We start from the raw sequence: 23,412 nt of genomic DNA on the forward strand, positions 1-23,412 counted from the left end.
AACTATCCCTTCTTTCTATTTAACAGGATATCCTGTTAAAATAAAACTATCATTATTATCCTTTTTAAGTATTATTTTTGCGTTTGTAACATTCTCGATTACTTCTGAATTTCTAGTAGCACTTCTACCAATTATTTCCCCATCACCTTTGAATTTTAAAGGTAAGGTAGGTCTACTATTTGGGTCAGTTATCCACTTTTGGATTTTCTCGATATTCTTAGGATCTCTAAGAACTGTATCAGCAACTTTTTCAGCTGTCATTCTATCCTTAAAAATAGAAGAACCAGTAATTTTTGGATTATTTTTCAATCTCCCCAATAATTCTTCATCCGTTTTTCCGACATGCCTATCTATTAAATGCCCACCCTTTGCCTCATGTGCAGCTAATCCACCACCAGGGGCTAGAGAACTTTTATCTCCTTCCATAACATTCTCTATATCGCTACCACGAGCAAACTTCATAATGCCATGGCCGATTTCACCCAAAGTCTTTTTCTCAACATGCACATAATAGTTTTTAACGCTATGACCGGTTGTGGCGACAAATTCTTCTGCATGCAATCTTGGTACAGGGACTTTGATCCGTTTCACTTTATCAAGAATTTTCTTTGCTGTTTTCATGATAACAGCTTTCGGTGATTTCGAAAGCGGGTATTTTTTAGTTGCTGCTTTAATCAGATGGGTCATGCGCTGACTTGGTTTGGCTACGTTTCTTGTCCTGGCTGCGGCTCTGGTTGTCCCACTTACAGCTCTTGTTCCAGCTGCGGCTTTTGCCCCGACCATACTTAATGTTGCGTCAATAAGGCCTTGTGCTTGTTTTTCCGATTTAAAGATAACAAAACAGGTCAATCATGGTGGTATACCAGCATGATCGACCTGTGGTTAAAAAGAATATTATTCCAGATATTTAATTGCGTATACTTTATATTTGAAAACTTCCTAAAGGTAAAAAGGTGATGTTGATAATGGTAAGATAAGGTGTTTCGATTGCTTCTGGGTAGCCCATGTGAAAATTAACTAATCATTATTTTTTTTCAAATGCTCATAAACCAATTTGAATTTACCGTCTTCAAGAACATATCTTCTCGATGAAACCTTTGCATCAACTTCATCCATATACAATAGAAAAATATAAGGAAGGTTTTCACAAAGAAAGTACAACATCTTTTCAGGTTCGTTTATCCGATTTAGTTCAATTTTTGACCAAACATATCTTTACCTGTGAAGGTTTCACTAAAACCGTTTGAAGCGACAAGGCCGTATGCGCCCATTTCCGTCATTTTCAGGACTTGCATGCCTTTTGTCGTTTTATAGGCTGATAGTGCATGTTCAGCGGTGCTAAAGGTTTTTGCTGTGTATTCATAGTTTAAAAATAATTTGATACGTCCTACATGTTTAAGCATTTTCTTTGTTTGTTTCATAATAACATCTATCGGTGATTTCGCAAGCGGGTATTTCTTAGTTGCTGCTTTAATCAGATTGGTCATGCGCTGACTTGGTTTGACTACGTTTTTCGTCCTGGTTGCGGCTCTTGTTGTCCCGCTTACAGCTCTTGTTCCAGCTGCGGCTTTTGCCCCGACCATACTTAATGTTGCGTCAATAAAGCCTTGTGCTTGTTTTTCCTTTGACACTTTTTGACCAAACATATCTTTACCTGTGAAGGTTTCACTAAAACCGTTTGAAGCGACAAGGCCGTAGGCACCCATTTCCGTCATTTTCAGGACTTGCATGCCTTTCGTCGTTTTATAGGCTGATAGTGCGTGTTCAGTGGCACTAAAGGTTTTTGCTGTTTTATAGATAGCCTTTCCGCCTTTTGCGGCACGACCAGCCCAACCGACAACTGGAATGAATCCAGCTGTGGCCATTGCTCCGGCTGCTAGGGGTATTATTCAAGCCCTTTTCTAAGGGAAATAGGTATTATCTAAAATAAAAGAGATTACCTTTAAGTAATCTCTGGTCTACAATCATTTATTCTTTCTATTTATTCAATCGGTCCCATAAACTGAGTAATCAAATAAATATGTTCAATCAATTTAACTTTATGCAGATTCTCTACTTTTTCTGTCCCTCCTAATCCAAGAAGAGGAACATATCCAAAACACTCATTATAAGCTGGTATTCCGTAGTTTTGGATAGCCACTGAATAAGGATTCCATTCCATGTCTTCTTCTAAATATTCTTCTTCCTCAAGAAACCTTAAAAATAGCTCAAATTTAGAAGCGATGACTTTTGATTTCCCTTTACGATAATTTAATTGAATAATATATGATTTATCACCATATTTCTCAAGCAAAAGGATATCCCCCATACTTGTTGTAAATAATGGTACTGTATTTTGGTTTCTAATATATGTTTCCTTGACAATTTCAAAATAATCTTCAGGATTAATTAACCTAAGAAATCCATTTAAGATCGTTCCAAATCCATACTCTTTCCAAATATCAGTTAATGATTCAGGAAGTGTATTAGAATATTTTTCAATTATACTTTCAGGAACTTTTTGTTCCAGTTTAAATTCATTCATTATTTTTAATTTATGCAAATTTTTTCCTCCTTTAATGTGTTAACTTGACATTCAAATAAGTATTTTTTAATTGTTCTGGTGTCATATTTTTTGCTATTTCTTCGATTTGTTTATCAACAATTTTGATTCTAGACCTCCATTGACTACCTATAGAGAAATTAACTCTCTTATCTCCCATACCGCCAATTTTCTCAGGTCTTCCTCCCGCTACCTGATCTGGATTATGAAGTGCTGCTTGAGTTTTCATCCATTCATTCGCTTGCGTCTTTGCTTCTTTAAGTGTTAATCCTTGTTCAAATAACTCATCAATTTTATCTCTTAATGCTCTTTCTCTTGCTGCCTGTTGGTATGCATTTCCTTCTTTTGCTCTACCTTTATCAATAAATCGCTTTCGATTTTCCCGATATTCATATACAGTTAATTCATTCATAGCTTTTTCTTGATCTTTTAACTGTCTTGCGAATTCTTTTGAATCGAATTTAGTTTTGTAGTTAAATTTCACTTCAATTTCTTTTGTTTTAGGTATATCATCTAAATGCTTGACTTCACCTGTACCCTTAGTCCCTTTACCAACATCCTTCTCAACAGCCTTAGTACCACTACCACGAGCAAACTTCATAATGCCATGGCCGATTTCACCTAAAGTCTTTTTCTCAACATGCATATGGATGCTCGGTATACCGATGTGATGCCCTGTTGCGGCAACCGGCTGATGTACATGCAATCTTGGCTTTACGGGAACTTTGATACGTCCTACATGTTTAAGCATTTTCTTTGTTTGTTTCATAATAACATCTATCGGTGATTTCGCAAGCGGGTATTTTTTAGTTGCTGCTTTAATCAGATGGGTCATTCTCTGACTTGGTTTGACTACGTTTTTCGTCCTGGTTGCGGCTCTTGTTGTCCCGCTTACAGCTCTTGTTCCAGCTGCGGCTTTTGCCCCGACCATATTTAATGTTGCGTCAATAAGACCTTGTGCTTGTTTTTCTTTTGACACTTTCTGACCAAACATATCTTTACCCGTAAGAGCTTCACTAAAGCCGTTTGAAGCGGCAAGGCCGTAGGCGCCCATTTCCGTCATTTTCAGGACTTGCATGCCTTTTGTCGTTTTATAGGCTGATAGTGCATGTTCAGCGGCACTAAAGGTTTTTGCTGTTTTATAAATGGCTCTTCCACCTTTAGCGGCACGACCAGCCCACCCGACAACCGGAATGAATCCAGCTGTGGCCATTGCTGCGGCTGCTACACGTTCAGCGGGTGTCAGTTTTTCACCTGTGACTGGGTCAACGCCATCTTTCGCTCTCTTATAATCATAATACCCACTCATTTCCCCGACAAATGTTTTGGTCCCTTCCCACGTTTTTTGATACCATGGCTTATTCTCTTCTTCTTCTTGCAGTTTCTTCAGGCGTTCCATTTCTTCTTCTTGTTTTGCTTGCAGTTCTCTTGCTTCTGCTTGCTCTTTTTTCGCTTTAATATATGTAGTCGCCTGTTTGTCGGTTTTGATTGCCTCTTTATATAACTTATTCGAGTGAAAAGCTTTCTTATCAAAATACATGGGTGAGGCGGTTTTTCCATTACTTGTAGCCTGCATCAATGCTTTGAATTTTTTGGAGACACTTTCGGCTTCAGCCACTGCTTGTGTGTATTCACCTGTCATAAATTTATCCAAATCGTCTACTGCATCAATTGCATTTTCCCGAGTTGTTTGTGCCTTTGACATCTCCACTGTATAATTGTGATCCGTCCACTTATCCAGATCAACGATATCATTTACTCGATTGATGATCGCATCCATATTATTTTTTAGATCCAAGACAATTTCATCCGAACTTTTATCTGCATTTTTCAATTCAGTCTTTAAAAAAGACATTTCAATGTACGAATCGGTCAGTTTTTTGTCTTTGATATCACCAGAAACCCCATTAAAAAACGAAATCTGCATATCAGCTAGTGCGATCCAACTGTCTACAATCTCAGCCTGTCCTCTAAAAAACTCTTTAATGTTATCTGCGCCTTTTCCTGTGAAATCATCGCCTAAATTGGCTACTCCAAGACAGGCTGTTTTTAGTGTCTGAAGTTTCTCTTTCAGGTTTTCATAATCTTTTTTTCGTTGATCGGCTCTTTCAATTAAAGTACTGGCTTCGAAGACTTTAACTGAACTATCTAACTCATTATTTTTTCCTTTATCATTCTTTTTATTTTTTGCCATCGAATTTCCCTTTCTCCCGTTTATTTTCTGGCAATTGCCTCGTCTTGTTCTTTTAGTAGATCAACATTACCTTTTACATCCTTGATATTTTGTTGAACAATTTGTTTGTAGCCGTCAAGCATATTGATAAAGGAGTCTTCTTGGCTTTTATATGTTGTTGTGTAGGACAATTTGTTTTTGCCGTGAGAGCCCTTTTTTGCCAACTCTAAATCTTCTACTGCTTTCTTGACAGTATTTAATTTTTTCATCACAATGCCATGTTTCAGTTTAATCTTCGTCATGAGAACCTTTTCCCCAATTCGCTTTTAAGATAGTCTATTTTATTGTTCAGCTTATCAGCTGCTTCTTCTCCTTTTTCAACTAAAGCATCTGCTCCGGCTGCTAGAACTCCTAATCCATCAAAGAATCCCTTGTCAATCTTTAAACTGTTAATCTTGCTTTCAATAGTGGAGATATAATCTAAGTATTTCTCGTTTACAATATCATGCATCTTTGTATGTGCCACATCTCGTTCCTCATCAAAGTCAGTGGCGAATTCGCCTGTCCACTGTTTATCAAGGTGCGGGTTTAGGATCTGCCTAATCTGGACAATACCCTCTTCATGTTCTTTTTCTATATCTTTTTTTGCGGCTTTTAACTTTTCAATCTTGCCTTCTAAATCTTCCGAATGTCCGCTAATTGCCCCTTTTATGTCATTCAATAGACCTGATTGACTCATTTGTTTCACCTCAACAATAGGAATTATGCAGATTTATCCACTAGATTAGTGTATATCTCTTCAATTTTAGAACAGTTATGAATAGATCTGAATAGATCCTTAGGCCTTTCTTTTGTGAAGATTGCCTAAATAAGAGAGTAAAAAAGACCTATTTTTCTGGTGATATTCTTAAAAACCATGACAGTTAATAATCAAATCTTTAAAAAACACGAACAAATTTTTGTATAACCATTGAAACGGAACATACGTTTGTGTATAATAAAAAAAGAGGGAGGACAGTTTAAGAGATGAAATCAGCCAAGTAAAAACCCAGTAATTTAAAACCGCTTGAAAATTAAACGTAAAATGATGTAGGGGTACTGATGGATGTGGATGTAGAAATCTCCCCCAAATACCTTTAGGGGAGCATGTTTGTTATTGGATATATGGTTGATGATTATGTTCCACTTTTCTCGCATTTTGCATGATTCGCATATCAAGTGGGGGAGTACCATGAATATACTCTGGTCCTGGTGCTAATTGTGGGTTTTGTCCCATAGCTTGTGGGTTTTGGATATATTCAAAATTTGCTTGTCCATCAAGAGATGGTCCACTAGCCCAACGTCCTTTGCTACTATCTTCACCTTCTGAAAAGTTCATAAACGAATAAGAAACTTCTTGTTTTTCATATTCTTGATTAAAAGTGCTTGGTACTACTGCCCCTTGCGTTTGTTCTAATTCTTCAATAGCAGCCATCCATTGGTTTTGATGCATCGTATCCCTAGCGATTAAAAATGAAAGCATATCCCTTACACCAGGATCAGTGGTCATTTCATAAAGTCGGCAAACTTGCAGTCGTCCCTGTGATTCTGCATTCAAGTTGGCACGGAAATCTGCTAAGAGGTTTCCACTTGCAATTGTATAACGTGCGGTCCATGGGAATCCAACGCTATCATTTGGCTGAGCGCCTAGTCCATTTACAATGGTATGCTGAGGATTCATACCACCCAAAATAGCTTTAACAGCGGGATCTTGAGCTCCTTGTTCTTGGTCATGGGCTGGTGCTCCATCTAATAATTGGGCAATCATTGTTGCAATCATTTCAACATGAGCGATTTCTTCTGTAGCAATATCTAAGATCATATCTCTATATTTACTTTCTGCACGACAATTCCAACCTTGGAATAAATATTGCATCATGACCGACATTTCACCATATTGGCCGCCAAGTATCTCTTGAAGTTTTTTAGCATAAACGGGATCTGGTTGAGACGGCTTAGCATTGTACTGTAATTCTTTTACATGATAGAACATGTAGCACATACCTCCTTAACACGATTATGATTAATATTTCTGTTCTTCACATGACAACAAAGTAATTTATCACTACTAGAGTCCAAATCAATTTATTGGTGCATTTGATTGCTTTCTCCTGCAATAGGATTTTGTCCTTGATATTTATTTAAAGCCTGCTGAATCATTTCTTGGTTTTCTGGTACAACTTGATACATTGCTCCAATTTTGCTGATCATTGTTTGGTCAGCAGGTTCTAATGGATAATATCCTTTTTGAACCATATACTGCCACATATCATATACATGTCTTCAGCTCATCATAAATGCAGTCTGAAGAAAAGAACGCAATTCTGGATTTGCAGCTTCCAGCGCGTTTTAATGTTAATAAATAGGCAGTAGCCATTTCACGATCATTGAAATCTTGAATGGAAGTACGCGGTTAAACCGGTGGATATTGACTAACTGGTCAATAAGTGTAATCAGACAGTTTTCCTTGTTCTTTAAATAATGGAAATTCCATTTTTTTTGCACCTTCTGCTTGATTTAAGAATTCTACTTTCATGTTATAGTCACTGGTAATGTCTTTCAAGGATGCTCTTAAATTCGGAGTCTTGAATGTGTTGATACATGTATGAACTATTCACAGCTCATTTTCAATTCATGTAGTTCATGTGCAGCTAATTTCATTCTATTTTACCTCCTGTCATCATGATGACTTTCGATATTAATCTCCCCGAAGCAAGTCAGAAAAATCATTACAAATAAAGTAAATATAACTGTCATTATTTCGATTACACCTATTTCACTCTCGGTTTTTTTACGTTTTTGTTGTCAGGTTGAGTTTATGGGTTTGTTCTTCTAATGTTTAATGTGAGGATTGTACAGACTGACCTTTTTGAAGAAAAAGCCTCCACCTTTCATGACGAAAAGACAAAGCAGAAAGCTTTTTGCGAATTTTTGACGCTTCTTTCCGAGTAAGCGAAGAGAAGTGGAGAAACACACCGCTGTTTCTTCACCTGCCAGTTCCTTTTCATAAATCAAATGTCCTGACTTGTGTTAGGGTATAGGATTTTCTTCACTTTCTTCTTGCTTTTTTTCATCTAATAAAGAACATGGTTTATTCTTTTAAAACAATCAAATGTATATTCTTTTTGTGTGCAGCCCGCAAAAAATTGACCTTTATATCCGTTCAGTCCTCTCATTCTGTCAACAATCGTTTCTCGTTCAATCATCCAATAAAACGTAAAAAGTGGTTTTTAAGTAGTGATTTGTGAAAAGAATCCTTTCATCATTCATATTGTGTTTAATTCAGAATCAATTACTACAGCCTCGAACCATGCAAAGTGACTTCTTTCGTGATACAATAGACTCTTTTTTATACTCGGTCAAACAGTTCTACATCCGCTTATTCATGCTAAAACTAAAACAAATTGCAATATCTTTTTCATGAAGAACCACCAAGGATCTATCATTTAGTTCAATGGGATTTAGTCTAGTTAGGAACAAAAAATTCATGATATAAGTACAAAAAACAAAGGAAAAAGGAGTTCTTTAAATACATAATCAAAAAATGGTTCTTTTTAACCTTTTTGGAACATTTAAAAGGTTCCGCTATCTTTAACAGCGAATTCTAGTCTTAACTTACGAACATAAATTTTAATTTAGAGGGGTGTTTTTTGTGCCAAATTCATTAAAGGACGTTAGTCAATTACAGATGGGGATGACTTCGAGAAGGCTTACCCAAGAATATGAAGTCAGTATAAATCCAGCTAAACTGTCTCAACCGATCGATGTCGATATTTATTTAGATGGCAATACCACTAGACAAATGAAAAACATGAATGGCTATCCATTTCGTTCTGTTGAAAATACGATTGAATTTATTAAAGAGTTAAAGTCTTATGGGATTCATTCTATCACCTTACGTCTTATCGGGAAACTCTCAGAAGGTATATATCAAATATTGAATGACCATATTCAAGCCTTTAAAACGATAAGAGACAACTATCCTATAGGAACTCTCCATATTACCGTTGATCCTTTTCATATTGGTTTAAATGAAGATGGAACTTGGGGGATTAAAAACAGCACCGGTCAGTTGGATTATCAAGCAACAATTGAACTCATCTCTACTATAGCCAGCCACTTCGCTAAAGAGGGAGCAGACTCGATTTTAACTTTAGGGAGAATTGATGCTGAAGTAGAAGTCACAAAAAAGGAATTAGAAAAAATCGGCTCAAACACCACAATCACATCCTTCTCACAAAACACAGAAACAAAAAATGCCTATATGTATTTAGAACATACACCAGCACACCTTGATACAGGACAAAAAATTCTAGTTGGAAATGTCACAGAAATGAACTTATACACATTGATTGATATTTATGATGGGACAGATACCATCATTGTAAAACCAATTGAAAATTTCCATTTGCTAACAAATACCTCTCTCTTCTTAAAAGACAAATACAACATCATTGATTTCCTTACATCTGACAAAGTCAAACATACATTAACCCATCACCCTTGTTTAAAAGAAAAAGTGCTGAATATCTTATTCAATATTGATGAATTTTTTGACAAATGTAAGTTGGTGAAAATCGGCGGTTATACAGTCTCAGGAACCTATTATCTTCAAAAAAACTTCGAAAAGACGAAAGGACAAGACTTCACTTTCTGTGTAATTGATGAGCTGCTGAAAAATGCAATATCTGCTTCAAATTTCTCTATATCTACAATTATAGATCGAAATGCGTTATGGTATGTCAAACAGAGGGCAAGACAGAATTAAAAAAAGAAAGGTGCCATCATATGGGAAAGCTTGAAGTGAATCATCAATTAAAATATCATGATCAGTTTATTATTGGGATGTTGTTAATGGTTGTCGGCACCGTATGTTTTGCTTCAAAATCAATTATCATCAAGTGGGCTTATTCCTACGGTGCCACTGCTGAATCGACATTATTGTTTCGACAACTCATTGCAACACCTCTCTTTTACGTGATTTTACTTATGTATTACAAAAAATTACCCGCCAAACCGCCTAAAAAAGACATGATGAAAGCTGGAATAACTGGTTTACTTGTGTTTTTTCTATCTCCATTATTGGATTTTATCGGGTTGCATTATGTTTCAGCTATTGTCGAACGGATGCTTGTGATGAGTTATCCAATTTTTGTACTCATCCTTTCTTTTTTGAGTAGAAAAGAGAGAGTTTCCATTTTAGATGTGATCGCTATGGGTGTCGTTAGTTTTGGGGTGTTTTTTTCGATTGGCGGCTGGAATCTTCATGAGTTACATGCAAACTTTTTTGGTGCTGTACTTATCTTGCTTTCTTCAGCGGTTTATGCTTGCTACCTTGTCATTTCCGGTCAGATGGTCCATAGGATTGGAAGCATTCGGATGAATGTATATGGTATGTCACTAGCCAGTATCGCAATGATTATTTTTTTATTCATTAGAAACGGTTTTGGGTATGAAACAAAACTGTTTTCATTCCAGCCCACTGTCTATCTTTTATTTTTCATGATTGCTGTGATCACAACAGTAGCTCCTTTTATTCTTATGTTAGAAGGAATTAAACGGATTGGAGCTGTTAGAGGATCTTTGATTTCAATGGTAGGTCCAATCATTACAATCATTTTCGGTGCATGTTTTTTAGGGGAGCGGCTTACACTTCTTCAGTGGATTGGCTGTTTTATTGTCCTTGGGATGATCTCGTTTGTAGAAGGGAAAAAAATCAGATTAAAAATGAAAAACTGAAGCCTCCCCTGATCAGGAAGGTTTCAGTTTCTAAAATGTCCGACCCAATTCAGCAGCACGGGCGATCGCATTTTTCTTGATTTCTTCTGCTTTGTCCGGTTCTGCATTATGACCCTCGATAAAAAATCCTTCAAATGATGGAACACCGAAAAATTGCATCATCACGGTCATATACCGATGACCCATTTCTAATTCAGCAGCAGGTCCTTCTGAATAATAGCCACCTCTTGCCTGAATATGAAGTGCTTTTTTATCAGTTAACAAGCCAACAGGTCCCTGCTCTGTATATTTGAAAGTCTTGCCCGCAACAGCAATTGAATCAAAATATGCTTTCATCACCGGTGGAAATGAAAAGTTCCAGAACGGTGTGACAAATACATATTGATCAGCCTCAACAAATTGATCACTTAGCTCGTTCAGCCGACCCACTTTTGCTTTTTCCTGGGCAGAGAGCTGTTCAAACTCGGTTCCTGATTGCAGTTTCCCCCAGCCATTAAATACATCTGCATCAATTTGCGGAATGTTTTCCTGATAAAGATCAAGATGAACGACTTCATCCTGGGGATGCGCTTCTTTGTAAGAATCGATAAATGCCTTCCCCGCCGCCATACTGTAAGATGTTTTTTCATCATGAGGATGAGCGGTAATATAAAGGGTCTTTGTCATTTTTGAAACCTGCCTTTTCTATGTTTTACACTAGTATGAGAAAAAATAAAAAAGAATATTCGGTGGATCTAAGTTATTGACGTGCCCGACCTTTCCAAATGTTCAAGCTAGACACGTCTAAATATTTTTACTATCTAAAAAATCGGTAATAAAAGCCCAAAGCCCCGATAAAAAAGCATGTCCGCTGTTTCATAAACCTTCATTCTCAGCTCTTGCTCATTTCAGGCGAAGCATTGATGACGGTCTTTGCAGCAGATGGACGTGCCCAAACATTCAACTATCAAATGTACCGTTTGCAATGGGATACTATGTCAAAAATACAGGAGATACATCTCTTCGTTTTCAAAGATGATCATTATGCAGATGTTTCTTTATATCAATGGCTTGCCCTAGTTCCTAAGAATTTTGTCCGAGACAATCTTGATGTTGACAAGACGTTTAAAGAAAAACATCCAGTCGATAAATTTGCTGGATAATAAGCACTAAAGCTTACAGAAACTTGAGAACCAATCAGCCCTAACATTCGTTATGTTTAAGAACAAATCTTAAAACGGAGGGACCAAGATGAGAATATTAGAAATATTATTAGCTTTGTCATCTTTTGTATTGCTATTTCACTTTAAAATGCCGAGAAAGGTGGCATTGGTGATTGACTTTTTAAATATTGTTTTATTGACAGGACACTTCTTTTTGGAAGGTTACAGATGGCAAATGTTTTTTGTCTATCTCGTTTCTTCCATCCTCACCATCTATATAATATTTCGGATGAGACTCCGTATTAAGGTAGGCAAGCCTTTAGCTTATAGTTTATCTTTTCTCATGTTAATGATGCTCATTCTCTCAACTTTTGCTAGTATATATATTCCTGTTTTTGATTTACCAAAACCTGATGGTCAACACACAGTCGGTACTAAGACGTTTCATCTCGTTGATCAAGACAGGGATGAAGTGCTGACCAAAGATCCACATGACAAAAGAGAATTGATGATTCAGGTCTGGTATCCTGCCCATCACACAAATCTTCAAAAGCCAAAACCGCTTTTCCCAGAAGATAAACAGATATTTAAAAAATATATTGAGAAATATGCAAGCGGATGGCAACTTCCCGAATTTGTTTTCGATTATTGGCGCTATATTCAAACTAATTCATATGAAAATGCTAAGATATTATCGTCTAAAAAACCTTACCCTTTAGTGCTGATTAGTCATGGATATGGTACTGGTCGGATGATGCATACTGCTCAAGCAGAGAATTTAGCCAGTCACGGATTTATCGTTGTGGCGATCGATCATACATACAGTACAACAGCGACGGTATTTCCTGATGGAAGAATCACAGGATTAACAACTGATCTGGACGGTTCACCAGAAAAAAGCAAAAAGTTGGGGGGAATTTGGACGAAAGACACCGAATTTATTATTTCTCAAATGAAAAAAATGAATAATACTGTTTTCAATGGAAAAATCGATCTCAATCATATCGGCATCATGGGGCATTCCTTTGGAGGCGCGACCGCTTTCAATGCGGCCTATACAAATCCAAAGATTAAAGCTGGAATCAATATGGACGGTTCACTCTATAACTTAGATAAAAAACATGCTATCTCAAAGCCGTTTCTGTTTATCGAGTCAGATGATTTTATTAAAACCAAAAAGAAAGTTGAGAAAAATTCTATTTCTGATAAAGAAATAAAAGATTCAGGTTTAACAAGAGAGGAATTTATGATGATGATGGAAACAAGAAAAAAAGAATTTCATATCATTGATCAAGCATCCTTGATTCACATCGATGGTACAGAGCACTTTAATTTTACCGATTTCCAACTTTTTTCAAATATTTTAAATCAATTGGGCATGACGGGTGAAATTGATCATAAACGGTCTGCATTTATCGTAAATCAGTATGTGTTAGACTTTTTTAACAAGCATTTAAAAGGAGTCGGCGGTGATTTAATTAGCAAACCGAATCCGGATTATCCAGAAGTGAAATTTCCGAATAAATGAATTGTTACAAATGGGCGGTCTGTGACCAGATCGTCTTTTTTTCCCTTGAATCTTATTAGACGTTGTTAGGAAAGATAGCTTAAATGCAGAATAAATCAGTTGCTTCAGAAGTAAGTTGGCCAACGACCAGAAGAAAGGATGAATAGTATCCTGAAGAAGGCGAAGAGGGCATATATGAATATAGTCGATAATAAAAGTAAGTATATGATTTAGAACTTGGAGTAAAAGAAGATTTACCACTCTTGCTACTGCCAATGACTTCACCTGCTGGTAAAAGAATTAGACTCAAAAACAACTCCACTGCCTTCTGAGATGACAATGTGCTTGTAGTTATTAAATTAAATACACTCAGGTCTTTTGGCAGGCATACCGATCCTAAATTAAAAACCCCAATACCTTGATCGTATTAGGGTTTCAAATATGTATGGAGACGGTGGGAGTCGAACCCACGTCCAGAAACGTCGATTGCTTCAGCGTCTACGAGCGTAGCCTGCATATTTTGATTCGCTCATCTTCGTGCCTGCGGGCGGGCCTTCGGAGAGCTAGTCTGAAAAGTCTCTTCTTGCACACTCAGACGGGAGTGCAAACGTAGCCTACTTAGTTATGGGCTCTGTACCGGCACATAGGCGATGCGGGCAAGAGCTCGCTGCACTTATTAGGCAGCTAATGCTAAGTTCTGGTTATTAGATTTGCCAGTTATATTTAGGTGCGTTTTTACGAGATCGCCTCTCGGCTCGCAACTCAAGCTCGATCCATCCCTGTCGAATCCGTAACGTCCCCTTAGAAAGGAATACGGAAACTGGCTATATGACTATTATAACAAGATCACATCGATATTCAAATGGTAATTTTTGTGATCACGTCTTTATAGAATAACATACGATCAGGCTTTAAATCAATCCTTTTTGACGATCGCGAAATGCTTTTTCAATTTCACGTTTTGCGTCTTTACGTTTTAAATCTTCGCGTTTATCATATTTCTTTTTGCCTTTTCCAAGACCTAAGAGGACTTTGGCAAAACCGTTCTTTAAATAAAGTTTTAGTGGAACGAGCGAATATCCTTGTTCTTTGGTCAGACCGATCAATTTGTTAATCTGCTTTCTTTGCATCAATAGCTTTCTCGTCCGCAAAGGATCATGATTATAACGATTCCCTTGTTCATACGGGCTGACATGCATATTATGGAGGAACACTTCTCCCCTCTCAATTTTAGCGAACGAATCTTTTAAATTCACCCGTCCCGCACGAATTGATTTGATTTCAGTACCTTGGAGAACAATGCCTGTTTCATATGTTTCTTCTATAAAGTAATCGTGACGGGCTTTTTTATTTTGGGAAATAACCTTCCCTTCTCCCTTTGGCATTTGACGACCTCCTCTCGCCTTCGAAAAGGCGGCGAATACGTCTTATTCTACCAAATCTTTATCGCTCTTACAATTCGCAGCCTTTTCTATTACTTCTTTTTCTTTCTTTTTTGTTTCGGGGCATTTTGAAAACCGCGTTTTTTCTTGCCATTTTTCTTTTTTGGTCTTGTAAACCATTCACCTTTATCTTCTGAAGAAACAGGCTTTTTTTGTTTGACTTCAGTTTTTGGAGGTCGACGGCGTGATCCTTTCATGCCAACGATTTCAAAATCGATATTCCGTTCATCTTTATTAACATCAACCACTCGAACCGTAATCTCATCACCGATCCGGTAAACATTTCCGGTTCTCTCACCGATCATAGCATAATGCTGTTCATCAAAACGATAAAAATCATCTGTCATAAAGCTGACATGGACAAGCCCTTCAATCGTATTCGGAAGTTCAACAAACATACCAAAGTTTGTCACTGAACTGATCATCCCATCAAATTCTTCACCGATCTTATCCATCATATATTCCGCTTTTTTCAGATCATCTGTTTCCCGTTCCGCATCTACTGCATTGCGCTCCATGTTAGACGTATGCTCTGCAATATCCGGTAAAAGATTGGACCACTTCTCTCTCGTCACTTCATCTGTCTTCCCTTTAATTAAATACGTTCTGATCAACCTGTGAACAATCAAATCGGGATAACGGCGAATCGGTGATGTAAAATGAGTGTAAAACTCAGTTGATAAGCCGAAATGACCAATGCTTTGCGGATCATATTTCGCCTGTTTCATCGATCTCAGCATGACCGTTGAAATAACAGCTTCTTCTGGACGGTCCCTGACCGCATCAAGAACATTTTGCAATGCTTTTGGATGAATATTTCCCGCAGTGCCTTTGACGACATAGCCAAATGTTGTGACAAACTCTAAAAACCGTTGCAGTTTTTCTTGATCAGGCTCTTCATGAATCCGATAAATAAACGGAACATTCATCCAATGAAAGTGTTCAGCAACCGTTTCATTTGCAACAAGCATAAACTCTTCAATTAACTTTTCGGCTGTTGAACGTTCTCGAATGATAACGTCTTTTGCTGTTCCTTCCTCATCAACTAAAACTTTAGCTTCTTTAAAATCAAAATCGACCGCCCCTCGCTCCATTCGCTTTTCACGCAAAACAGACGCTAGCTCTTCCATATCTTTAAACATCGGGACAAGTGGTTCATATTTTTGTTTAAGCTCTTGATCATCTTCGACAAGAATTTTATTCACATCTGAATATGTCATCCGTTCTGTCGTTTTGATGACACTTTGGAAAATCTCATGCTCTATGACTTGTCCCTGGCTATTGATTACCATTTCACAAGACATGGTCAGCCGATCAACCTTCGGATTCAGAGAACAAATGCCATTGGACAATCTGTGCGGGATCATTGGAATCACCCGGTCAACCAAATAGACGCTAGTTCCCCTTTCAAACGCTTCTTTATCAATGGCTGAACCTTCTGTGACATACCAACTGACATCAGCAATGTGGACACCCAGTTTATATTGTCCATCGTTAAGTTTTGTGACAGTAACAGCATCATCCAAATCTTTGGCATCTGCCCCATCGATTGTGACAATCGTTTGTTCTCGCAAATCCCGTCTATCATGGAGATCTTTTTCATCGATCGTTTCCGGTGTGGCATTTGCCTGTTCCATTGCCTCAGCTGGAAATTCTCCCGGTAGACCGTGTTTATGAATAATCGAGAGAATATCAATCCCCGGGTCATTTTTATGACCGAGAATTTGAACAACTTCCCCTTCTGCACTCATTCGCCCTTCAGGATAACTCGTCAAGCGAACGACAACTTTATGCCCCTCAACAGCACCATTTTTAGCGTGCTTTGGGATAAAAATATCATTGGTTATTTTTTTATCATCAGGAATGACAAAACCGAAACTTTTCGTTTCTGTATATGTCCCAACGACCTGTTGGATATTCCGCTCAATGATCCGGATCACTGTTCCTTCTTTTTTTGTACCGCCGGTTTGTGTACTTAAACGCACAAGTACAATATCACCATTCATCGCTGTTTTCAGTTCAGATGGCGGAATAAAGATATCATCAAGTTCAGAATCTTCCGGCAGAACAAATGCGAAACCTTTCGCATGGGCGGAAACTTTTCCTTTAATCAAGTTCATTTTTTCAGGCAACCCGTAACGATTGCTTCTTGTTCTGACGACAATCCCTTTATCTTCAAGACTGACTAACGTTTTCACAAGCTCTTTATATTCTTCAGAATCAGTAATCTCAAGCATCTCTTCTAGTTCTTGAACTGTAAGAGGTTTATATGCTTCCTCCTTCATAAAGGCTAGAAGCTTATCCATAAATTCTTGCTTTTCCACTCAACAGACCTCCTTATGACTGCCAATTCAATGTTTCTAAAAACCGGTAAATATCCTCGTGTAATGTTTCCCGTTCTTGATCTAAGGTGATGGCATGTCCTGACTTCTCATACCATTTCAATTTTTTATCATCTGTTTCAACTGCATGATAAATGATGTTTGCACTATCTGGATTAATCATATCATCATGGCGAGCCTGAACCACAAATGTCGGTGTATAGATCATATCCACATGCTCTCTAACATCGGTAATCAGCTCCTGCAAAGCCTTCAAAGTATTCATCGGCTTTCCCTTGAAGTCTTCCATTTCTGCCTCTATCAATGATTGTGACTTTCCTTCAAATTTTTTATAGTTACGAGCATATTCAAGCACACCTTGATACATTGTCTCTTCACTTTTGATATACACCGGCGCACACATTGGAATAATTCCCTTTACGGGTACAGTGTAACCCAATTTTAATGAAAAAACTCCTCCCAGTGACAGACCGCATACCGCAATCTGTTTATATCCTTCAGACTTTAAGTATTCATAACCGCTAATCACATCTTTCCACCAATCTTCGGGTCCTGTATGTATGAGTTCTTCAGGGGGCACTCCATGACCTTGATACTGTGGAGCATGACAAGTATAACCCCTTTCATTTAAATACCTTCCGAGCATTCTCACATCTGCTGTGTTCCCCGTAAAGCCGTGTAAAAGAAGAACAGCTTTTTTTCCCGCTTTAAATGTGAAAGGTTGTGGTTTAACAATTTTCATCAGTCCATGATCCCCTTTTCATCTTTATGTTTCCACATTTTTTCTTAAAACAAACTTATAAAAAGAAAGTGCTAACGCTAAATCCGCAGCACAGCAAAATCAAGTAAATGCGAAAGAGGCCTGACTTTAACAATCAGACCTCATACTTCCTCGTCTTATACATCCAGATAGGCAAGCGCAATTGTTAAGAGAAAGAAAAGCACTGTCAAAACAACCGTGATCCGGTGAAGAATTAAGTCCAGCCCTCTCGCTTTCTGTTTCCCAAACAATTGTTCAGCTCCCCCAGAAATTGCACCTGATAATCCCGCACTCTTGCTCGATTGTAGCAAAACAACGATAATAAGTGTGATGCTGACAATCACTAATAAAACCATTAAAAGTGTGTGCATTTCTTCTTACACCTCCAGACAAACTGGCTGACAATAGTTTCATTTTACATGAAAAGCAAACGTATGTCACGAGGCGATTTCAGTGTTTTGTTTTTTAGTGCTTAAGCTCAGAGATTTTTATGTATGTGTTGGTTTTTTCTTGTTAATGCTTCCACCATATCTTCCAAAAGTATCTCTGCACCGCGTGGACTGAGGATGATTTTACCGCCAGCATATGTTTTATTTTGTGTTGTGATTTCACCAGTCATGATACATGCCATATTCGCGGCGTATTTGGTGAGTATAATGTTTTCACCGTCAGTATGGATCTCCAGTGGGTCTTTCTCATTGATATTCAGTATTTTTCGCATTTCAACCGGTAGAACCACTCTGCCAAGCTCATCAATTCTGCGAACGATTCCTGTATTTTTCACTTTGAAACCCTCCTTTTATTGACTTTTGTCAACATCTTTATAGTAAAAGAGATCTTCAAATTTTTTATCAAAGTAGAGAATCATTTTACCGATAACAAGTTGTCCAGGCCTCCTTTCACCATTTAAAACTCTGCTCAATGTCGCCGGTGATACACCGATTTCGAGAGCAAGCTGGTTTAAGGAAAGATTGTGTTCGACCATATACTGAAGGACAAAATCTCTTTTGATATGAATCTTTTTAACCAAATTCCTTCTCACCTTTCCATTCATATAATTCTTTTTTTCTACCTATGAACATATATGATTCGTTAACTTTTGTCAACACTTTTTACATCCAGATGTTTCCTGTAGTCAACGTTCGTAATAAAATATTGTTTAGTAATAGATTGCGAGGTTTTAATCATGACAAAATTCGGAAATCATTTGAGACAATTGCGAGAGCGGAAAAAGTTAACTGTGAATCAGCTTGCCATGTATTCTGGTGTCAGTTCTGCAGGCATTTCAAGAATTGAAAATGGGAAGCGCGGGGTACCGAAGCCAGCAACGATCCGTAAGCTTGCTGACGCTTTAAAAATTCCGTATGAGGAATTGATGGCCTCAGCAGGTTACATTAGCGCATCCACAATAAAGGAATCAAACAGCAGCTATGATTCCATTTATGACATTGCTTCTCAACATGGCTTAAAAGACCTAGCCTTGTTTGAAAGTGAAAAATGGAAGATACTTACTAAAGAGGATATTGAAATCTTGGACAAATATTTTAATTTTTTGGTGCAAGAAGCAAGTAAACGAAACAGAGACTCCTAATCGAACATTCCGCCAGTGAACGATCAAGACTTATGTTTCGATTAGGAGGCACCTTTCAAACAGAAGACGACGACTAACAGCGGTTTCTCATATATCAATTGATCCTAAAGAACTGTTATTTGATCCAATCACCTGAGCATAAGGTTATGGAAACTTCTAAATCGTTCTACAAGACTCACCCTATTTTTTTCTTGCTGAATACTATTGAAACAATAGCAGTTGTCAAGATATTACGGCTAAGTTATATGAGTACTTCTCAACAAACGTTTTTTGTGTATTTAAATAGGGCCTGATTTGATCAAAACCAAAAGAATAGGCGATTCATCACACCACCTATCGCAGCGGGCAATTTTTCGCCGATTAAGTTCAAATGAAATCACTTATCTGGTTGCTATTTTACTCCTTTCATTAACTTTTGTCAATATTTTTCCCTTCTTACTATTTCCTTTAGTCAATATTTATATTAAAATGTGAATAGAGAAGATTGTGAGGTGAAGGAAATGACTGTGTTTGGGAAAAAGCTCAAACAACTGCGAGAACAAAAAAGACTATCGATTAATCAGCTTGCCCTGTCTGCAGATGTGAGTGCTGCAACGATCTCTAGAATTGAAAATGGTCATCGTGGCGTCCCAAAGCCAGCGACGATTAGAAAATTGGCAGACGCCCTAAACATATCCTATGAACAGTTAATGGAGATCGCTGGCTATATGACTATAGATAAAATTCATGAACCATCTGAACGATATCAAACAATGAATGACATTGTTGCAAAATATGATACAGAAAATTTGTGGTTGTTTGATCCAAGCAAATGGGAGTTATTGTCTAACAACGACATTTTGAATTTGGAGCAGTATTTCAAATTTTTGGTGAGTGAAGCGGAGAAACGTTAAAAAGCCGAATTTCTTTTGAGAGATATTCGGCTTTTTAAGGAATTACTGTCGACACTTCTTAAGAAAAAACTTCTATAACCGATCCCCGTCGTTCCTTGATCATAGTCACTCTTAAATATGGAGCGGTTCTTTGCCACAGCTTCACCCAATCTAGCCCATTCAGATAAATCTATGACTTTCTATTCCAAATTAGATCTGTCTTTGTTTAACAAATAGTTTCCAACTACATAAAAATATCATGAGTGTTAGTGCTATCTCACATACAACACTTATCCATAAAACTCGATTATATAAGAGAAATCCCACTATTTCTGTTGTCATTCCTCTCAATTGCCCAATTGACATACTTACAGCAATAACGGTAGCTGTCCCCATCCACAACACAATCCCTTTTTTACACCAGAAAGCAGAAAACAATAAAAATAAAAAAGAGATAACCAGTAAGTAGGCAGAAAATTGATAAAGAAACATACCTGAAACTCCAAATTGATTCCAATCAAAAATATCAATTAGATTAAAATAATCCTTATATTCAATCAAAACATGTTTCTCAAAAAAATACCAAACAATATTAAAAATAGAATAGATACATGTTGATACAATAAATAAATACACGATTCCTAAAAAATATGATTTTCGGGAAGCTCCTAAATAAAGGACATACTTAAAAACAAATAACGGTAAAAAAATAGGTATGATAAAAAGAAATGCTGTAAAGACATTAGCATGCGACACTTCTATATGATTGTTTATTCCTGCTGCTGCAAGAATGATATTAATAAAAAAATGAATAAACTCCAATGCTAAAAAAATATATAAATAAGGTTTGATAAATGTAAAACTTCCTTTACATACACTTCGTATCGGGTTCACGATCGTTTCCCCTTTCAAGTAGTCGAGTTACAAGTTTTTGTATAGACAAATTTTCAACTGATATATTTAATTTCTCCAATAAGTCAGCATCTTTCGTATTAAAATCGTGAATGACTTCTACCACTTTAGAATGGCCAATATCTTCACTATACAAGACAGATTTGCCTTCAATAAACAAATCAATGTTTTCTTTTTTTCCACACAATAAAACCATTTTACTTCTAAGATTTTCTATGTCTTCTTCAACAAGAATCTCGCCCGAATGAATGACATAGATCTTTTCAAGTACTTTTGATATTTCATCTACTAAATGTGTTGAAATAATCATAGTCCGAGGAAATTCAGTGTATTCTTTTAATAAACAATCATAAAATTTTTCTCTTGTAACAGAATCTAATCCAAGGTCTGGTTCATCAAATATTGTGATAGGTGCTCTACTTGAAAGACCGATGATGATCCCTAAAATAGTTTCCATTCCTCTTGAAAGTTTTCGACACTTCCAATTCGGATGGATATCGAATTCATCCAGTAAGTCATAGACAACTGTCCAACTCCAGTTTTTATGAAAACCAGCAGAGGTCTTTAATATGTCTAATACAGAGCTATTCCATAAAAATTTGCTTCGATCTCTTACATAACAAATATCAGAGGAACTTTCTCCCTTTTGTTGGAGGACTCCATTTACATAGATATCCCCACTATCATGAAACGTAAGCCCGCTTATCATGTTCAAAATCGTTGTTTTTCCAGATCCATTTTTTCCAATTAATCCGTAGATGGTGTTTTTTTGAAACTTTAAATTGATGTTGCGAATGACGAGATGGTTTTTAAAATATTTCTTTATGTTATGACAAACCAATACTTCTTCCAATTAATCCCTCTCACTTTCTCTTTTAATGAATGAGATGATATCTTCATTAGACAGTTCTAACTTTTGAGCCTCTTTTAATAATTTCACAATAAAACTTTCATAAAATTCTTTTCTCCTTTTTTCTAGAATTTGCGCTCTTGCTCCAGTTTGAACAAACATTCCGATTCCTCTTTTTTTATAAAGAATTCCTTCATCGACAAGTACATTAATACCCTTCACAGCAGTTGCGGGATTTACTTGAAAAGCTTTTGATATCTGGGTGGTCGAAATGATTTGCTCGCCTTCTTGATAAACATGAGTCAAGATATCATCTTCAATAATTTTAGATATTTGTTCATAAATAGGCTGTTTATCATTTAAATTTGGCATTCTCACCGCCCCTTATATCCATTGTAATAATACTTTTATGGTTAATTACTTGTGTAACTAACCGTATAACATAAATAAACTAATGTCAACTTTGTTCTTTACTAAAAATTTAAATTTCGCTTAAGTTCAATACTTTGTGATTTTTCAAAAAACTAAAATCTATTTTACTTTCAATATCAGTTTCATTTATAATAGATTCTTGATGTATTACTTTAAAGGAGACTCTATATTATGACATGTTCAAAGTGTGGTCACCAAACAGGTGGCGGAAAATTTTGTGAGAATTGTGGAACAAGCCTACTAGAAGCTGGGGACAGTAGCAATTCTTCAATGGAAAATAAACAAGCTGGGGACAGCAGCAATTCTTCAATGGAAAATAAACAAGCTGGGGACAGCAGCAATTCTTCAATGGAAAATAAACAAGCTGGGGACAGCAGCAATTCTTCAATGGAAAATAAACAAACTGAGGTGCAAAAGCATTTAAAAACAACTCAAAAAGCTTTGTCTGCCTATTTTTCATTTTTTATGAGAGTATTAAAGCGACCATATGAAGAATTTAAACATGCAGGCGAGCAACAAGTACTGTATAGTCTGATAACAATGGCACTATTTGTTTTAGTTATTCCATTGATATTTTATTTTGCTCTAACGGCTCGGTTCAGTGAATTGGTAGAATTTACCAATGTAGTTACACCTTCATTTTTTGATATTATGATGAGATCTGCTATCACGATCGCTATTTATATTTTCTTAATATTTATCTTTACATACGCGGGTTTACGAATTCAAAAAATTCAAGCCTCGTTTAAGGCAGTTCTAGGGCGTTTCGGAACTCTGGTCATTCCTTTCTTACCACCACTACTGATTGCTTTGATTGCATCTATGGCTAAAAGCGATCTATTTGATATATTTTTATACTTTAGTGTTGGCGCTATCGCGTTTGTGATTCCACCAGCAGTATTATACATTTATCGTGAAAAAGTTAAAGGTGCTGTCGATTTTATATACGCAATACTTATCGTTTACTTGCTGTCATTTATTTCTTACGAGGTGTTTGATTACGTAATTAGAAAATACATTGTAAATATAGTGACATCTGCAATCGATTCACTATATTAGAAGAAAAGCC

At 36.8% G+C, this 23,412-nt stretch carries 23 protein-coding genes, 1 other RNA gene and 3 pseudogenes; 7 read left to right on the top strand and 20 right to left on the bottom strand.

The genetic code is table 11. The features are described from left to right. Positions 1 to 15: 15 nt before the first annotated feature. The 9 genes and pseudogenes from HOO54_RS18580 to HOO54_RS24480 all read right to left on the bottom strand — a co-directional run bounded on the left by HOO54_RS18580 (position 16) and on the right by HOO54_RS24480 (position 7,010). A complete protein-coding gene (locus HOO54_RS18580; protein ID WP_253907713.1) occupies positions 16 to 849 on the bottom strand; it encodes an RNase A-like domain-containing protein in 834 nt (277 codons plus the stop codon). A 341-nt stretch (positions 850 to 1,190) separates the two neighbouring features. After that, positions 1,191 to 1,340, bottom strand: a pseudogene (locus HOO54_RS18585) (hypothetical protein); the annotation flags it as partial. A 218-nt stretch (positions 1,341 to 1,558) separates the two neighbouring features. Next, a pseudogene (locus HOO54_RS25405) lies at positions 1,559 to 1,880 on the bottom strand (T7SS effector LXG polymorphic toxin); the annotation flags it as partial. 101 nt (positions 1,881 to 1,981) lie between these two features. Beyond that, entirely contained in the window at positions 1,982 to 2,524 is a 543-nt protein-coding gene (locus HOO54_RS18595) for a T6SS immunity protein Tdi1 domain-containing protein (protein ID WP_172299701.1), read from the bottom strand. Positions 2,525 to 2,555: 31 nt separating this feature from the next. Next, positions 2,556 to 4,736 carry a T7SS effector LXG polymorphic toxin gene (locus HOO54_RS25410; RefSeq protein ID WP_172297887.1) on the bottom strand — a complete coding sequence of 727 codons (2,181 nt, stop codon included), beginning with the start codon at positions 4,734 to 4,736 and terminating at the stop codon, positions 2,556 to 2,558. Between the two features lie 20 nt (positions 4,737 to 4,756). After that, positions 4,757 to 5,017, bottom strand: coding sequence for a DUF5344 family protein (locus HOO54_RS18605; protein WP_172297889.1), 261 nt, complete (start codon positions 5,015 to 5,017; stop codon positions 4,757 to 4,759). Further along, a complete protein-coding gene (locus HOO54_RS18610) occupies positions 5,014 to 5,454 on the bottom strand; it encodes a DUF5082 domain-containing protein (RefSeq protein WP_172297891.1) in 441 nt (146 codons plus the stop codon). The genes HOO54_RS18605 and HOO54_RS18610 overlap by 4 nt, the downstream gene beginning before the upstream one ends. A gap of 414 nt (positions 5,455 to 5,868) precedes the next feature. Further along, the gene (locus tag HOO54_RS18615; RefSeq protein ID WP_172297893.1) at positions 5,869 to 6,747 is read right to left on the bottom strand and encodes a manganese catalase; all 879 of its coding nucleotides are present in this window, start codon (positions 6,745 to 6,747) and stop codon (positions 5,869 to 5,871) included. 92 nt (positions 6,748 to 6,839) lie between these two features. After that, complete coding sequence (locus HOO54_RS24480) at positions 6,840 to 7,010, bottom strand: hypothetical protein (protein ID WP_253907714.1); 171 nt, start codon at positions 7,008 to 7,010, stop codon at positions 6,840 to 6,842. Positions 7,011 to 8,406: 1,396 nt separating this feature from the next. On the opposite strand from HOO54_RS24480, the gene HOO54_RS18625 reads away from it, so the two are divergent. Then, a complete protein-coding gene (locus HOO54_RS18625) occupies positions 8,407 to 9,522 on the top strand; it encodes a delta-aminolevulinic acid dehydratase (protein WP_309244886.1) in 1,116 nt (371 codons plus the stop codon). A gap of 20 nt (positions 9,523 to 9,542) precedes the next feature. Then, a complete protein-coding gene (locus tag HOO54_RS18630) occupies positions 9,543 to 10,493 on the top strand; it encodes a DMT family transporter (RefSeq protein ID WP_172297895.1) in 951 nt (316 codons plus the stop codon). 30 nt (positions 10,494 to 10,523) lie between these two features. On the opposite strand, the gene HOO54_RS18635 is transcribed toward HOO54_RS18630, so the two are convergent. Next, complete coding sequence (locus HOO54_RS18635) at positions 10,524 to 11,159, bottom strand: FMN-dependent NADH-azoreductase (RefSeq protein WP_172297897.1); 636 nt, start codon at positions 11,157 to 11,159, stop codon at positions 10,524 to 10,526. A gap of 194 nt (positions 11,160 to 11,353) precedes the next feature. Between HOO54_RS18635 and HOO54_RS18640 the strand changes: the two are divergent. Both HOO54_RS18640 and HOO54_RS18645 read left to right on the top strand, forming a co-directional pair. Further along, a pseudogene (locus HOO54_RS18640) lies at positions 11,354 to 11,635 on the top strand (cupin domain-containing protein); the annotation flags it as partial. A gap of 88 nt (positions 11,636 to 11,723) precedes the next feature. After that, positions 11,724 to 13,163 carry an alpha/beta hydrolase family protein gene (locus HOO54_RS18645; protein ID WP_172297899.1) on the top strand — a complete coding sequence of 480 codons (1,440 nt, stop codon included), beginning with the start codon at positions 11,724 to 11,726 and terminating at the stop codon, positions 13,161 to 13,163. 422 nt (positions 13,164 to 13,585) lie between these two features. Here HOO54_RS18645 and ssrA read toward each other — a convergent pair. The 7 genes from ssrA to HOO54_RS18680 form a co-directional block, all read right to left on the bottom strand. Next, positions 13,586 to 13,943: a transfer-messenger RNA gene (ssrA, locus tag HOO54_RS18650) on the bottom strand. 110 nt (positions 13,944 to 14,053) lie between these two features. Continuing rightward, entirely contained in the window at positions 14,054 to 14,527 is a 474-nt protein-coding gene (gene smpB, locus HOO54_RS18655) for an SsrA-binding protein (protein WP_172297901.1), read from the bottom strand. 89 nt (positions 14,528 to 14,616) lie between these two features. After that, complete coding sequence (gene rnr / locus HOO54_RS18660) at positions 14,617 to 16,908, bottom strand: ribonuclease R (protein ID WP_172297903.1); 2,292 nt, start codon at positions 16,906 to 16,908, stop codon at positions 14,617 to 14,619. A gap of 13 nt (positions 16,909 to 16,921) precedes the next feature. Beyond that, the gene (locus HOO54_RS18665) at positions 16,922 to 17,668 is read right to left on the bottom strand and encodes an alpha/beta hydrolase (protein ID WP_172297905.1); all 747 of its coding nucleotides are present in this window, start codon (positions 17,666 to 17,668) and stop codon (positions 16,922 to 16,924) included. Between the two features lie 155 nt (positions 17,669 to 17,823). Further along, entirely contained in the window at positions 17,824 to 18,057 is a 234-nt protein-coding gene (gene secG / locus HOO54_RS18670) for a preprotein translocase subunit SecG (RefSeq protein WP_172297907.1), read from the bottom strand. Between the two features lie 107 nt (positions 18,058 to 18,164). Continuing rightward, on the bottom strand, positions 18,165 to 18,470 hold the full coding sequence (locus HOO54_RS18675; protein ID WP_172297909.1) for an AbrB/MazE/SpoVT family DNA-binding domain-containing protein: 306 nt from the start codon (positions 18,468 to 18,470) through the stop codon (positions 18,165 to 18,167). Between the two features lie 15 nt (positions 18,471 to 18,485). Further along, entirely contained in the window at positions 18,486 to 18,740 is a 255-nt protein-coding gene (locus tag HOO54_RS18680) for a helix-turn-helix domain-containing protein (RefSeq protein ID WP_172297911.1), read from the bottom strand. Positions 18,741 to 18,872: 132 nt separating this feature from the next. On the opposite strand from HOO54_RS18680, the gene HOO54_RS18685 reads away from it, so the two are divergent. Together HOO54_RS18685 and HOO54_RS18690 are read left to right on the top strand one after the other, a co-directional pair. Continuing rightward, on the top strand, positions 18,873 to 19,277 hold the full coding sequence (locus HOO54_RS18685) for a helix-turn-helix domain-containing protein (protein ID WP_172297913.1): 405 nt from the start codon (positions 18,873 to 18,875) through the stop codon (positions 19,275 to 19,277). Positions 19,278 to 19,777: 500 nt separating this feature from the next. Next, positions 19,778 to 20,170, top strand: coding sequence for a helix-turn-helix domain-containing protein (locus tag HOO54_RS18690; RefSeq protein WP_172299705.1), 393 nt, complete (start codon positions 19,778 to 19,780; stop codon positions 20,168 to 20,170). Between the two features lie 189 nt (positions 20,171 to 20,359). Here HOO54_RS18690 and HOO54_RS18695 read toward each other — a convergent pair whose 3' ends face one another. Genes HOO54_RS18695 through HOO54_RS18705 form a run of 3 tightly spaced genes read right to left on the bottom strand, consistent with a single transcriptional unit; the run spans position 20,360 to position 22,283 of the window. Further along, positions 20,360 to 21,043, bottom strand: coding sequence for a hypothetical protein (locus HOO54_RS18695; protein WP_172297915.1), 684 nt, complete (start codon positions 21,041 to 21,043; stop codon positions 20,360 to 20,362). Continuing rightward, positions 21,018 to 21,914, bottom strand: a complete 897-nt coding sequence (locus tag HOO54_RS18700) for an ATP-binding cassette domain-containing protein (RefSeq protein ID WP_172297917.1) — start codon at positions 21,912 to 21,914, stop codon at positions 21,018 to 21,020. The genes HOO54_RS18695 and HOO54_RS18700 overlap by 26 nt, the downstream gene beginning before the upstream one ends. Beyond that, positions 21,915 to 22,283 carry a GntR family transcriptional regulator gene (locus HOO54_RS18705; protein ID WP_172297919.1) on the bottom strand — a complete coding sequence of 123 codons (369 nt, stop codon included), beginning with the start codon at positions 22,281 to 22,283 and terminating at the stop codon, positions 21,915 to 21,917. A gap of 231 nt (positions 22,284 to 22,514) precedes the next feature. Here HOO54_RS18705 and HOO54_RS18710 point away from each other — a divergent pair, with 231 nt between their 5' ends. Continuing rightward, positions 22,515 to 23,402, top strand: coding sequence for a zinc ribbon domain-containing protein (locus HOO54_RS18710; RefSeq protein WP_172297921.1), 888 nt, complete (start codon positions 22,515 to 22,517; stop codon positions 23,400 to 23,402). Positions 23,403 to 23,412 lie beyond the last annotated feature (10 nt).

The sequence above is a fragment of the Bacillus sp. WMMC1349 genome, assembly GCF_013155385.1.
GTDB lineage: Bacteria > Bacillota > Bacilli > Bacillales > Bacillaceae > Bacillus.

Bases quoted from the DNA above. Each gene is read 5' to 3' on its own strand.
- HOO54_RS18595 (WP_172299701.1), bottom strand. From the start codon at position 2,524: ATGAATGAATTTAAACTGGAACAAAAAGTTCCTGAAAGTATAATTGAA.
- HOO54_RS25410 (WP_172297887.1), bottom strand. From the start codon at position 4,736: ATGGCAAAAAATAAAAAGAATGATAAAGGAAAAAATAATGAGTTAGAT.
- HOO54_RS18605 (WP_172297889.1), bottom strand. From the start codon at position 5,017: ATGACGAAGATTAAACTGAAACATGGCATTGTGATGAAAAAATTAAAT.
- HOO54_RS18610 (WP_172297891.1), bottom strand. From the start codon at position 5,454: ATGAGTCAATCAGGTCTATTGAATGACATAAAAGGGGCAATTAGCGGA.
- HOO54_RS18615 (WP_172297893.1), bottom strand. From the start codon at position 6,747: ATGTTCTATCATGTAAAAGAATTACAGTACAATGCTAAGCCGTCTCAA.
- HOO54_RS24480 (WP_253907714.1), bottom strand. From the start codon at position 7,010: ATGGTTCAAAAAGGATATTATCCATTAGAACCTGCTGACCAAACAATG.
- HOO54_RS18630 (WP_172297895.1), top strand. From the start codon at position 9,543: ATGGGAAAGCTTGAAGTGAATCATCAATTAAAATATCATGATCAGTTT.
- HOO54_RS18635 (WP_172297897.1), bottom strand. From the start codon at position 11,159: ATGACAAAGACCCTTTATATTACCGCTCATCCTCATGATGAAAAAACA.
- HOO54_RS18645 (WP_172297899.1), top strand. From the start codon at position 11,724: ATGAGAATATTAGAAATATTATTAGCTTTGTCATCTTTTGTATTGCTA.
- smpB (WP_172297901.1), bottom strand. From the start codon at position 14,527: ATGCCAAAGGGAGAAGGGAAGGTTATTTCCCAAAATAAAAAAGCCCGT.
- HOO54_RS18665 (WP_172297905.1), bottom strand. From the start codon at position 17,668: ATGAAAATTGTTAAACCACAACCTTTCACATTTAAAGCGGGAAAAAAA.
- secG (WP_172297907.1), bottom strand. From the start codon at position 18,057: ATGCACACACTTTTAATGGTTTTATTAGTGATTGTCAGCATCACACTT.
- HOO54_RS18680 (WP_172297911.1), bottom strand. From the start codon at position 18,740: ATGAATGGAAAGGTGAGAAGGAATTTGGTTAAAAAGATTCATATCAAA.
- HOO54_RS18685 (WP_172297913.1), top strand. From the start codon at position 18,873: ATGACAAAATTCGGAAATCATTTGAGACAATTGCGAGAGCGGAAAAAG.
- HOO54_RS18690 (WP_172299705.1), top strand. From the start codon at position 19,778: ATGACTGTGTTTGGGAAAAAGCTCAAACAACTGCGAGAACAAAAAAGA.
- HOO54_RS18705 (WP_172297919.1), bottom strand. From the start codon at position 22,283: ATGCCAAATTTAAATGATAAACAGCCTATTTATGAACAAATATCTAAA.
- HOO54_RS18710 (WP_172297921.1), top strand. From the start codon at position 22,515: ATGACATGTTCAAAGTGTGGTCACCAAACAGGTGGCGGAAAATTTTGT.